This window comes from Methylophilus sp. 'Pure River' (assembly GCF_046765995.1).
Classification (GTDB): Bacteria; Pseudomonadota; Gammaproteobacteria; order Burkholderiales; family Methylophilaceae; genus Methylophilus.
Genome location: NZ_JBKOUE010000002.1, coordinates 100,997 through 113,421 on the forward strand (window position 1 = coordinate 100,997; position 12,425 = coordinate 113,421).

The window sequence follows — 12,425 nt, forward strand, 5'->3', positions numbered from 1 at the left end:
GTTTTTTCACTTGCAACGGTTATGCATCATCACACTGACAATCTGGCTGGCCGCCTGTAGCAGCAGCATGCCGCCGCGGCAGACCGCGCCTTCAACACCGCCGACAAAACCAGCAACGAGCAACCCTGCCAACAGCGCACCCATGCCGGCCACTAATGCTCCGGCCAGCAATGGCTCAATCATGGGTGGCCCCAAAGTGATTAATATAGACCCCAAACCTGAAAGCAGCGGCAATGCCACCGATGGCATAGACCCGAATATTCCGCTCGAAACCACCATCACACCTAAGGTGGAGCCGATTGTCAAAGGCACGACCAAGCCGTATATCGTCAACGGTGAAACCGTGACGCCTATGTCTGACCTCAGCACGCCATACACGCAAACCGGGCATGCCTCGTGGTATGGCAAGAAGTTTCATGGCCGCAAAACCGCCAGTGGTGAACCTTATGATATGTTCAAACTGACCGCGGCACACCGTACGCTGCCGATTCCGAGCTATGTACGCGTTACCAACCTCAGCAATGGCAAAACCATCATGGCGCGCGTCAATGATCGCGGGCCCTTTGGCCGTGATCGTATCATTGACTTGTCTTATGCCGCCGCCAAACAGCTGGATATCACCCGCCACGGCTCGGCCCAGGTACAGGTGACATTAATCGACCCCTCGCAGCCATCAGAGAGCACGGCCATAACTGCACCAGCCACAACAAACACACAAGCACTTCCGCAAGAGACCGTGCAGGTCACGCGCACCATTACCACGGCAAAACCATTGTCGACCTTGGATGCAAATGGCGTATATGTGCAGCTAGGTGCTTTCGGCCAGGAAGAGAACGCAGACCGCCTGCAACAGCGCATCTTCAGCGCCCTGCCCGAAACACAATCCCTGCTCAACAAAGTGTATAATGGAAAAGTGTTCCAGATAGTTCTGGGGCCTTATCCAGATCACGCATTGGCGACCCAGGCCGCCAACCAGATGCGTGACCAATTGCAGTTACCCGCGCTGATATTTTCGCGCTAGTATTTTCCTGTGAGCTGTTTCTCATTAAGTTTTTTTCTCGTTAAATGATGACCATGTGGCGTTCTTGTATTGCTTTTCTACTTTCGATTCCTTTGATGACCGTGGCGGCAGAAGCCATCACTGGCAATGTGCCGACCCCAACGCTGGCGGCCAAAGCCTTTGTACTGCGTGATGCCAACACTGGCAGCCTGCTGGCGGCTAATAACCCGGATATGCCGGTGGAGCCAGCCTCGCTCACCAAGGTGATGACGGCTTACCTGACTTTTGAGGCGGTGAAGCAAAAACGCCTGGCACTGACACAAACCTTGCCAGTCAGCCAAAAAGCCTGGAAGGTCGAAGGCTCCAAAATGTTTATCGACACCACCATGATGGTGACGGTGGATGAACTGCTGCATGGCCTGATTATTCAGTCCGGCAACGATGCCGCCATTACGCTGGCAGAGGGCATTGCAGGCAGTGAAGAACTGTTCGCAACCCTGATGAACAAAAAAGCCGCGGCGCTGGGCATGAAAAACAGCCACTTCGTCAATGCCACTGGCCTGCCAGACCCTACCCACACAACGACAGCGCGTGACTTGTCCATCCTGGCCAACGCCCTGATCCGCGACTATCCGCAGGACTACGCACGTTTATACTCCCAGAAGTCTTATACCTATAACAACATCACGCAGCCTAACCGCAACCGCCTGTTGTTTATCGACACGACCGTCGACGGCATGAAGACCGGCCACACCGAATCTGCTGGCTACTGCCTGATTTCTTCAGCCAAGCGTAGTGACTTCCGCTTGATTTCTGTGATACTCGGCACCACTTCAGATAATGTACGCGCGGCCGAAAGCCAGAAGCTGCTGAATTTTGGTTTCCAGTTTTATGAATCCAAACTGATTTATGCGGCTGACAAAGCCATTACGCGTCAAAAAGTCTGGAAAGGCACCGAAAGCGAAGTTGATTTAACGGTCGCCAAACCAGTCTATTTAACATTACCGCAAGGTGAGTATGCCAATATGAAGGCGAACCTGCGCATTGCCAAACCACTCGAGGCGCCATTAAAAGCGCATCAAACCGTGGGCGCGGTGGACTTTAGCCTGGGTGGCAAAGTGGTGCATAGCGTGCCACTGGTCACCGTGCATGCCGTTGAGGCCAGCAATATCTTCTCACGCATGATCGACCAGGTGCGCCTGTATTTGCAGTAAACCCTTGTTGTCATAACGCTGAACGAACACAAAGGTAGGTGACCCCATGACCCAGCAAGAGCAAACGCCTGCGGCGGAAGAAACCCTGATTGAGTTTCCAACCAACTTCCCGATCAAGGTCATGGGTGAAACGCATGATGACTTCACCCTTGAAGTCACCCGTGTTATTCAGGGCCATTGGCCAGAGTTCGATACGCACCTGATCGAGATGCGTGGCAGCAGCAATGGCAAATACCTGAGTTTGACCTGCCTGGTGTATGTGACCTCCAAACCACAACTGGACGATATTTATCGCAGCCTGACCTCGCACCCGATGGTCAAGGTCGTGCTGTAACCAGCCTTGCCTCCATGCTTGCTCTGCAAATCCGCCAGCTGGGCCTGACTGATTATGCGGCCACGCTGGCTGACATGCAGGCCTTTACCGCAGCACGTAACCAAGACACCCCCGACCAGCTATGGATCACCGAGCATCCACCCGTCTATACCTTAGGCCTTAACCGCCGGGGGGTACGCCTGCCGCAAAACGACATCCCTGTGGTCAATGTAGACCGTGGCGGCAAGATTACCTACCACGGCCACGGCCAGCTCATTATCTATTGCCTGATTGATCTGGCACGTAGCCACTTGAATGTGCGGCAACTTGTCTCCATCTTGGAAAACAGCCTGATAGAATTTTTGGCCGCGCATGGCATTGCCGCCGTCGCACGTGCAGATGCCCCCGGCGTGTATGTGGCAGGAAAAAAAATCGCCTCGCTGGGACTACGCCTGAAAAACCAGTGCTGCTATCATGGCTTGAGTTTGAATATAGACATGGATTTACAGCCGTTTGCCGACATTGACCCGTGTGGTTATGCCGGCATGCAAATGACGCAAACCCGGGATTTAAATATCGCGCTGAATATGACAGAGATCGCAGCAGATTTAACCCAACGATTGAAAGAGAAACTGACGCATGTCAGATAATTCCAACCAAGAACATCCGGTCAGCGTACGCCCGGCCAAAAAAGTGGCCGGTGTCAAAGAGATAGACGCCGCCAAAACATCGCGCATCCCGATTAAAATCGTGCCGCAACCCATGCTGCGCAAGCCGGAATGGATACGCATGAAAGTGCCAGATTCGGCACGTTTCCAGGAAATCAAACAGGTGCTGCGCGATAACAATCTGCACACCGTCTGTGAAGAAGCCAGTTGCCCCAACATAGGCGAATGCTTTAGCGGCGGCACGGCCACCTTTATGATTCTGGGCGACATTTGCACCCGCCGTTGCCCGTTTTGCGACGTGGCACATGGCAAGCCCTTGCCACCTGACCCGAACGAACCGGAAAACCTGGCGCGCACGATTGCACAGATGAAACTGCGTTATGTAGTCGTAACCTCGGTCGACCGTGATGACTTGCCTGACGGTGGCGCCCAACACTTTGTCGATTGTATCCGCGCCATTCGCGCGCAATCGCCGCAGATTAAAATCGAAATCCTGGTTCCTGACTTCCGTGGCCGCCTGGATGTGTCACTCAAAATCCTGCGTGAAGCGCCGCCGGACGTCATGAACCATAACCTGGAGACCGTACCACGCCTCTACAAACAGGCGCGCCCCGGCTCTGACTACCAACACTCGCTAGACCTGCTGAAGCAATTCAGCCTGATGTACCCGGATGTGCCTACCAAATCTGGCCTCATGCTAGGACTGGGTGAAACCGACGAAGAGATTATTGAGGTTATGCGTGACTTGCGTGCGCATAACGTCAGCATGCTCACGCTGGGGCAATACCTGCAACCCAGCGTGCACCATTTACCCGTGTTGCGCTACGTCACGCCGCAAACCTTCGACTGGTTTAAACAACAGGCCGACGCCATGGGCTTTGACAACGCAGCCAGCGGCCCGATGGTACGCAGCAGTTATCATGCGGATCAACAAGCCCACGCCGTGATAGAACAACCATCAGCATAAATAGCGCCGACAACCCGGCCCACCAATAACAAGCACAGGAGCAAACATGGTTCCACATTTAACAACGGCTTTGAGCGGTCCACTATACACGCTGGAAAAACGCGTGTTGCAAGCCATGCCAGATATCGAGCACTGGTTTCGCAGCAAATGGCAGGAAATCCCCGCCCCGTTTTACGCCAGTGTAGACCTGCGCAATGCCGGGTTTAAACTGGCACCTGTTGATACTAACCTGTTCCCTGGTGGTTTTAATAACCTCAATCCTGAGTTTCTGAGCCTGGCTGTGCAAGCGGCCCAAGTGGCGGTCGAAAAAATCTGCCCGGACGCACGCCGTTTGTTGCTCATCCCGGAAAACCATACCCGCAATACCTATTACTTGCGCAACGTGGTTGAACTGTGCAATATCCTCAAAGCCGCAGGCATGGAAGTGCGCGTCGGCAGCCTGTCACCTGAGATGACCGAAATCACCAAACTGGAAACCCATGACGGCCTGCCATTGATTCTGGAACCGCTGGTGCGCATCAAAAATCGCCTGCAATTAAACGCGGCTTCGTTTGAAGGCGTGGATTATCCGGCCTTTGATAGCTGTGCCATCCTGCTCAATAATGATTTGTCCGGCGGCGTGCCAGACATGTTGCAAAACCTGGAACAAACCCTGATTCCGCCCTTGCATGCAGGCTGGTTTACCCGCCGTAAATCACAGCACTTTGCCGCTTATGACAAAGTGGTCGACGAGTTTTCGCAATTACTGCAGATCGACCCCTGGTTGCTGAATCCGTATTTTGACACCGCTAGCGGCATTGATTTTCATGCCCGCGTCGGTGAAGACTTACTGGCAGACAAAGTCGATGCTATCCTGAAAAAGATTCAGGCCAAATATGACGAATACGGCATCACACAACAACCGTTTGCCATCGTCAAAGCCGATGCTGGCACGTATGGCATGGGCATCATGAGCGTCAAATCGGCGGATGAAGTGCGCGACCTCAACCGTAAAGCGCGCAACAAAATGTCGGTGATTAAAGAAGGCATGCAGGTGTCTGAAGTGATGATCCAGGAAGGCGTGTATACCTTTGAGAACATCAATGATGCCGTGGCCGAACCGGTGGTGTACATGATGGATCACTTTGTGATTGGTGGTTTTTACCGCGTGCACACCAGCCGCGGCATTGATGAAAACCTCAATGCGCCCGGCATGCATTTTGCCCCTCTCGCGTTTGAAAAACCCTGTACCCTGCCCGACTGTGCGGGCGCACCTGATGCGCCGCCAAACCGTTTCTATGCCTATGGCGTGGTCGCGCGCCTGGCACTGCTAGCCGCAGGCATGGAGCTGCAAGAAAACGACCCGTTGAATGATTAAACACCGCCGAGGCGCATAATGAAACTGCTGTTTATTCTGGATCCGCTGGCATCACTCAAAAGCTACAAAGACACCAGCCTCGCTATCATGCGCGCCGCCCAGGCACGTGGCCACGCAGTCTATGTGTGTGAACAGCACGACTGGCACCTGCAACGCGAAACCGTGCGAGTAGATGCCCAGTCTTTTGCCTTTGTTGAAGATGGCGGTTGGCAAACCGGTGACAAAACCACGCAAGCACCGCACAGCTTTGATGCCGTGCTCATGCGCAAAGACCCGCCGTTTGATAACGAATACCTCTACAGCACCTATTTACTCGAACTGGCGCAACAACAAGGCGCACGCATCCTCAACGATCCGGCTGCCATTCGTGGCTGGAACGAAAAATTATCGGTGACCCGTTTTGCGCAATTCACGCCACCGTTTATCGTCACCAGCAAACAGGAAAAAATACTGGCGTTTTTAGCCGAACATGAGGACATTATCGTCAAGCCTCTTGATGGCATGGGCGGCAGCGGCATTTTCCGCCTGCGCAAAGACGACCCCAATATCTACGCCATCCTCGAAACGCTGACCCAATTTGAAACGCAAACCATTATGGTGCAGCGTTATATTCCAGAGATTAGCAAAGGCGATAAACGCATCCTGATCATCAATGGCGAACCGCTCCCCTACGCACTCGCGCGCATCCCCAAAACCGGCGAGACCCGTGGCAACCTGGCCGCTGGCGGTAAAGGGGTTGCCCAAGCACTAAGCGCACGCGACCAGGAAATCGCTGAAACTGTAGGCAAAATACTCAAACAACACGGCCTGTTTTTAGTCGGGCTCGATGTGATTGGCGATTATTTAACCGAGGTGAATGTCACCAGCCCCACCGGCATGGTGGAAATTGCCGCGCAAACAGACTGTGACCCCGCCAAGGTGATGGTAGAAGCGCTGGAAAAACTCACGGCCTAGGGCGATAAAAACATAACCCTTACGCAAACTTGATTATCAAGTTTGATAATATGGCTGATGTCATTTAAAACATAAGTGATATCGTCAGTTGCAGTCGTAGGAGTGTCATCATGCGTGTGTTGGTGCTGGGTTCTGGAGTGATTGGTGTAACAAGTGCTTATTACCTGGCATTAAAAGGATTTGAAGTCACCGTCATCGACCGCCAGCCAGCGGTTGGCCTGGAAACCAGCTTTGCCAATGCAGGCCAAATCTCACCGGGCTATGCAGCGCCCTGGGCAGGCCCAGACGTTCCGCTCAAAGCCCTCAAATGGCTGTTTCAACGCCATGCCCCACTCTCGCTCAAACCCGATTTCAGCTTATGGCAACTGCAATGGATTGCGCAATTTCTAGGCAATTGCTCCACCGCGCGTTACGACCTCAACAAATCACACATGGTGCGCCTGGCAGAATACAGCCGCGACTGCCTGCGCACCTTGCGTACCAATACCGGCATCCAATATGAAGCGCGTAGCCGCGGTACGCTGCAAGTCTTCCGCACACCTAAACAACTGGCCGCTGAAGCTAAGGATATTGCCGTGCTCAGCCGCATGGGCGTGCCTTTTGAGCACCTGGACCCTACAGGCTGCACGCGCATTGAGCCTGCACTGGCGCACGTGCAAGACCAGCTATTGGGTGGGTTGTACCTGCCTGGCGACGAAACGGGCGATTGCCAGTTATTTACTACCCAGTTGGCGGCGAAGGCACAGGCGCTGGGCGTACAATTCATCCAAGGCGCCAGCATCCAGCGCCTAATCACGCAGCACAATCAATTGCAAGGCGTGGAAATACAAAGCCATGCTGGCGTTGAAACACTGAAAGCAGACCATTACGTGGTGGCACTCGGCAGCTATTCACGTCCACTCACGCAGTCACTAGGGCTGAGCTTGCCGGTATATCCAGTCAAAGGGTATTCACTGACCATCCCCATCACCAATAGCGATGCCGCACCGGTATCCACTGTCATGGATGAAACCTACAAAGTGGCCATTACACGCTTTGACCAACGCATCCGCGTCGGCGGTATGGCCGAGCTGTCGGGCTTTGATTTACGACTCAACCCGCGCCGCCGCGCAACGCTGGAAATGGTATTCAATGGATTATTCCCACATGCTGGCGATGTCTCGCAAGCCTTATTCTGGACCGGCTTGCGCCCCATGACGCCAGATGGCACGCCCATCATCGGCCAGGCAGACGCCCGCTACCCGAATGTATGGCTGAACACCGGGCACGGCACTTTAGGCTGGACCATGGCTTGCGGCTCAGGACAGGTTTTAGCTGACCTGATGACGCATGACAAACCTGCCATTGAGACCCAAGAATTAAGTAACAAACGCTACTCTTCTTAGCGCCTGCCTCCAAATCAAGCTGTGCCAAAATCCATCTTGATTATCCAGATCAATATACCTTTACCGATATTCCTGAACGAATATAGCGATGCTAGAATCCCCGCAGCGAATTGACCGCTATTCTTGCGTGTTCAGCGCATGAGTAAAACAAGAATAGAGCTCATCGACTAAAGACACCCTATTTATCACGAGAGGACAACCTTAGTGAACCACGTAAGAAATCGGGCAATATGCATTGCCACAGGCCAACAAGCGCCTTTTTCACGCGTTAAAAAAATCACAGCTGCAGTCAGCGCGGTGATGCTAGGTTTAAGCATCACACCCGCCTGGGCGGACGCAGAGACAGATGCCCGCATTGCTCAATTACAGCAGATGCTGGAAGCGCAACAACAGCAAATGCAAATGCTGGCGAACGAATTAAAAGCGTTAAAAGCCAGCGCCAGCAAACCAGCCGAACCGCCACATGCCATCGCGGCAGAAGAAAAACTGCAATTGCGTGAGCAACAATCAAAAATTGAGGCCATGGCAGATCAGTTAAAAACGCTGCAAGCAGCGCGCGGGCAGTCTACAGGTCAACCGGTATATGCCAACTTTAAAAACGGCTTGAGTTTTGAAGATGGCAGCGGTGCATGGAAGCTCGGCATTAACGGTCGCGTGCAAGCCGACTATCGCAGCTTTGCACCCGACATTGCCGCGCCTGATACATTCAATATCAGACGTGCACGTTTAGGGGCCAATGTCGCCCTGAAGGACTTTGCAGCCAGGTTAGAAGCAGAATACAGCGGCACCGCTAACAATGGCAGCGTGGGCTTAACGTATGCGCACGTCGACTATATCCACTTTAACGGTTTTAAATTGCGTGCTGGCCAGTTCAAGCCTTTTTATGGCCTTGAGCGGGCAATGAACGCCAACTTTACTGACTTTCAAGAACGTGGCTCTACTGACTATTTGTTAGGCCCTACCTTTGACCGAGGTGTGATGGTATTTGGCGAGCCGATCCCCGGTTTGTTTTATAACGCGTCATGGACCGATGGTAAAGGCGTCAATACGGCCACGGCTAACGGTGATGAAACCGATGCCAAATATGACAACAAAGACGCGTTACTACGCGTCGTTGGCAATATTGCACAATTCGCAAACTGGAAAGACAGCGTGGTGCACCTAGGCGGCTTTTATGCCAAAGGCCAACAAGAACCTGGCAGCATCACCACTCTCAATGTGCAGACCGAAGGTCGTGGTTATACAGTATTCTCCACGGATACGTTCACCAGAGCGATTGACCGTAGCCGCCAGGGTTATGAACTGGCGCTCGCACATGGACCACTCAAATTTCAAACCGAACATATCCAGGAGAAGTTTGATGGCAGTAATTTTGATCGCGACTTGACCGCATGGTATGCCAGCGTCAACTGGATAGTGACAGGTGAAACATTTGCCAGCACCTATAAAGACGGCATGTTTGGACGTTTGCGTCCCAAGCAGGACTTTGCCTGGGGTGGCGATGGCTGGGGCGCATTACAACTGGGCGCACGATACAGCAAATTTGATGGCAGTGACTTTGTGACCACGAATACCGCTGGCACTGGTCGCTTGGCTGCTGGCCGTTCGAATGAGTTTGACACCTGGACGATTGGTGCCAACTGGATTCTGACTCCTTATATACGCTTAGTCGCCAACTACGTGCATACGCACTTTGATACGCCCGTGACCGTCACAACCCCTGCAAGCAGCACCAATAAAAGCTACACGTTTGATCACGAAGATGCGATTACCATGCGCGCCCAGTTCGATTTTTAGTTCACTCTTTTAAATCATGCATACGCACCACACTCAGCGATAGTTTGCAGTGGTGCGTATCTTGGCAATCCTTTTTACAAAAATGTTCGTTTTACTGCAATGCCATCAGTTACATCAACACAAAGTCTTTAGGCTGTGGCGAGGGCGGTATATCACTCTCACGTAACGCTTCCTTGAGGTCAATTTCTATCATATCGGTCAAGGCATTGATCGGTAAGGCATTGGCACCCAGCGAAAACGGCTCCTCCAGCTCATTACCCAAGGCGTCGAGGCCAAACAGGGTATAGGCTGCCAGCGCGGTCACAAACGGCGTCGCCCAACCCAGGATATTGGCAAAACAAAACGGGAGCAAAAAACAAAAGGTATAAGCGGTTCTATGCAGTAATAGTGTGTAGCCAAACGGGATAGGTGTATTTTGTATGCGCTCGCAAGAGGCCTGTGCCAACGCCAGCCGCTGTAATAACTCATCCAGCATTTGAAACTGAATCACTTCAATTTTTCGGTCGCGCAAAGCCTCTACCAGCAACTGCTGCATGGCACGCAAAATGACTTCTGGCGGGTTGCGGCTGGTACGCACGGTCTGATAAAGTGCCTCTGGCAGCATGGCCTGTAGCTTGAATGATGAGCTGGCCGGGCGTAGCTGGATCAACAATGCGTGCGCATAGGCAATGCCATATTTCAATAGGCTTTGGCGCTGGCTGCTGATTGAGCCACGTGGCTCATCCAGCACCACACTCAAACGCCCCAGACTTCTGCAGGTCAGTACAAACTCCCCCCAGATTTTACGTGCCTCCCACCAGCGCTCATAACAGGCATTGTTTCTAAAAGCGAGAAAGATGGACAAGGTGATTCCCAGCAAGGCAAACGGCCCACCATCAAATTTAGGCAACCAGTCTGGCCTGAAGGTATACACCGACACCACCGCCGCAGACAAAGTCGCTACGAATACCAGCAGCGGCATGATTCTGAGCACGATCGAGCCTTTGATAATAAAAAACAGCTCAAACAAATGTGGTCTGGATCTGACGATCAAGGGAAGCCTCCTGCCTGGCGAACCATTGCGATAATGTTATACTCGATAGTCTGTAGTCTATCTGCCAGTGCCGCACCTGTATGTTTGAAAAAGACAGGGGAAACCACTGGTTAAGCATTTTTTGTCGTCTGCGCCGTGCATCATCGCTAATGGATTAACATCATGTTGAAATGGAAAGATATTCTCAAACTCGCCAGAGAAGGCAACCTGGCGCCCGATCACAAATTACAAAAATCCATACGCGCCTGGCGCGAAATTCTGGATGATGAAGTATTTGCGATTACCCGCCTGAGTGCGACCGAGCGGCCGTTTTCTTCTGAAATGTGTGTCGCTTTTACGCCGGGGCGCTACGCCTGTACCTGCTGTGAGCAAGTGCTGTTTGATTCAGGGCAGAAATTTGAATCCGCTTCTGGCTGGCCCTCATTTGACCAACCGTTGGCCAGCAATGCGATTGCCTACTTTGCTGATGAAAGCCATGGCATGCAGCGCGTTGAAGTAAAGTGTAATGTGTGTGACGCGCATCTGGGGCATGTGTTTCCAGATGGCAAAACCGAAAGTGGCTTGCGTTATTGCATTAACGGTAAAGCCATTACGTTTGTCGCCAATTAAACCACAAAAAAATGCGCGGCCTGACACCCCGGCCGCGCAGGACTCACTTTAAGATTAATGGGCTAAACGTCTGCCGAAACTCACGGCATAAGCAGTTGGCCGTGCCAGCAAGATAGGATCCTGGCTAGGCGCAATACCGTCTGTCAGTTGCAGCGGGTTAAACATAATCGGTTTTTCTGCCGCTTTGCTATCTGCCACCGCTTTATTCAAGGTGAGCGTACCCAGCTCTACCGTTTTACGGCTGTCTGGCCATACCACCGTCGCATTGTTCACCTCATCCCCCGGCTCAGCCAGTTGCAGCAATATTTTGTACTGCACGCCTTTGGCCTGCACACGCTCAACAATGTCTGTCATCAGGTAGTCGGGGGCCGCTTTATCAGCGACTTCCTGACTTAAATATTGTGCACCAGCCACCGGCACAATCTGATAGCGGCCATACACTGCCTTGCCTGCCGCATTGGTAAACTGAAATGCATTCACCCCAAAAAATGGCTGTGTGGCAAAACTCACCGGCGCTGGTTTCGGGGTGGTGACAAATTTAAGCGCTGCCGGATGTGATCCTAAAAACTGCTCCACCGGGCTAGGTTTAGCCGTGCTGCCTTGTGAATCACGTACCGCATTGAGCAAACCCAAAAAGTCCTCAGGCGTGGCGGCCGGAAAGCCATTCACAGAAATACTCACAATGTCTGTCCCCGTGCCATCTGGCAATTGAAAGCGGATGGCGATGCCTTTAGGGAAAGCATTGCCATTCGCATCGGGGATATTAGGCACGCCCGTGGCATTAGAAAAACGCACCAGTACTGGCGACGCTTTCTGGAAATGCGCGGCCTGGCTAATCCCAGCTGCCTGCGCAGTCGGTGCAAATGTGCCCTCCACCATCACACCCTTGGCATGGTTGGCGCGATAACCCGCATGCGGCCCACCAGACAAGGTCGTTAACGTATCCACCAGCTGTTCGGTCACCGGTTTATCATCCGCCAGAGCTGGATGGGCTGCGGTGAGTGACGCGGCAAATAACAGACTGACAACGGCGCTTAATTTCATCTTCATTCCCTTCGGTTAAAAAATGTTCCCATTAAAAAATAATTTCTAGGTTGATAACGCAAAATTAAATCGTGCACTACTTAA

Annotated in this window: 13 protein-coding genes; 10 read left to right on the plus strand and 3 right to left on the minus strand. The window is 52.6% G+C overall.

Annotation, left to right across the window (positions count from 1 at the left end):
* Nucleotides 1–6 precede the first annotated feature (6 nt).
* A complete protein-coding gene (locus ACIDE9_RS02775) occupies nt 7–183 on the minus strand; it encodes a hypothetical protein (protein WP_411992511.1) in 177 nt (58 codons plus the stop codon).
* On the opposite strand from ACIDE9_RS02775, the gene ACIDE9_RS02780 reads away from it, so the two are divergent.
* The 9 genes from ACIDE9_RS02780 (at nt 182) to ACIDE9_RS02820 (ending at nt 9,655) form a co-directional block, all read left to right on the plus strand.
* Nucleotides 182–1,021, plus strand: coding sequence for a septal ring lytic transglycosylase RlpA family protein (locus ACIDE9_RS02780; RefSeq protein WP_411992512.1), 840 nt, complete (start codon nt 182–184; stop codon nt 1,019–1,021). The genes ACIDE9_RS02775 and ACIDE9_RS02780 overlap by 2 nt on opposite strands.
* A 95-nt stretch (nt 1,022–1,116) precedes the next feature.
* Entirely contained in the window at nt 1,117–2,214 is a 1,098-nt protein-coding gene (locus tag ACIDE9_RS02785; protein WP_411992834.1) for a D-alanyl-D-alanine carboxypeptidase family protein, read from the plus strand.
* 46 nt (nt 2,215–2,260) lie between these two features.
* A complete protein-coding gene (locus tag ACIDE9_RS02790; protein WP_019880868.1) occupies nt 2,261–2,548 on the plus strand; it encodes a YbeD family protein in 288 nt (95 codons plus the stop codon).
* Between the two features lie 14 nt (nt 2,549–2,562).
* The gene (gene lipB, locus ACIDE9_RS02795) at nt 2,563–3,177 is read left to right on the plus strand and encodes a lipoyl(octanoyl) transferase LipB (RefSeq protein ID WP_411992514.1); all 615 of its coding nucleotides are present in this window, start codon (nt 2,563–2,565) and stop codon (nt 3,175–3,177) included.
* Complete coding sequence (lipA, locus tag ACIDE9_RS02800; RefSeq protein WP_194752573.1) at nt 3,167–4,162, plus strand: lipoyl synthase; 996 nt, start codon at nt 3,167–3,169, stop codon at nt 4,160–4,162. Before lipB ends, lipA begins: the two co-directional genes overlap by 11 nt.
* A gap of 46 nt (nt 4,163–4,208) precedes the next feature.
* Nucleotides 4,209–5,519 (plus strand): glutamate--cysteine ligase, encoded by a 1,311-nt coding sequence (gene gshA, locus ACIDE9_RS02805; RefSeq protein WP_411992516.1) that lies wholly within the window; start codon nt 4,209–4,211, stop codon nt 5,517–5,519.
* An 18-nt stretch (nt 5,520–5,537) separates the two neighbouring features.
* Nucleotides 5,538–6,473, plus strand: coding sequence for a glutathione synthase (gshB, locus tag ACIDE9_RS02810; protein ID WP_411992518.1), 936 nt, complete (start codon nt 5,538–5,540; stop codon nt 6,471–6,473).
* A gap of 110 nt (nt 6,474–6,583) precedes the next feature.
* A complete protein-coding gene (locus tag ACIDE9_RS02815) occupies nt 6,584–7,858 on the plus strand; it encodes a D-amino acid dehydrogenase (protein WP_411992520.1) in 1,275 nt (424 codons plus the stop codon).
* Nucleotides 7,859–8,062: 204 nt separating this feature from the next.
* Nucleotides 8,063–9,655, plus strand: coding sequence for an OprO/OprP family phosphate-selective porin (locus ACIDE9_RS02820; RefSeq protein WP_411992522.1), 1,593 nt, complete (start codon nt 8,063–8,065; stop codon nt 9,653–9,655).
* Nucleotides 9,656–9,764: 109 nt separating this feature from the next.
* On the opposite strand, the gene ACIDE9_RS02825 is transcribed toward ACIDE9_RS02820, so the two are convergent.
* Entirely contained in the window at nt 9,765–10,688 is a 924-nt protein-coding gene (locus ACIDE9_RS02825) for a bestrophin family protein (RefSeq protein WP_411992524.1), read from the minus strand.
* A gap of 162 nt (nt 10,689–10,850) precedes the next feature.
* Between ACIDE9_RS02825 and msrB the strand changes: the two genes are divergently transcribed.
* Entirely contained in the window at nt 10,851–11,297 is a 447-nt protein-coding gene (msrB, locus tag ACIDE9_RS02830; RefSeq protein ID WP_194752579.1) for a peptide-methionine (R)-S-oxide reductase MsrB, read from the plus strand.
* A 54-nt stretch (nt 11,298–11,351) separates the two neighbouring features.
* Here the strand turns inward: msrB and ACIDE9_RS02835 are convergent, their stop codons facing one another.
* The gene (locus ACIDE9_RS02835; RefSeq protein ID WP_411992526.1) at nt 11,352–12,341 is read right to left on the minus strand and encodes a catalase family peroxidase; all 990 of its coding nucleotides are present in this window, start codon (nt 12,339–12,341) and stop codon (nt 11,352–11,354) included.
* Nucleotides 12,342–12,425 lie beyond the last annotated feature (84 nt).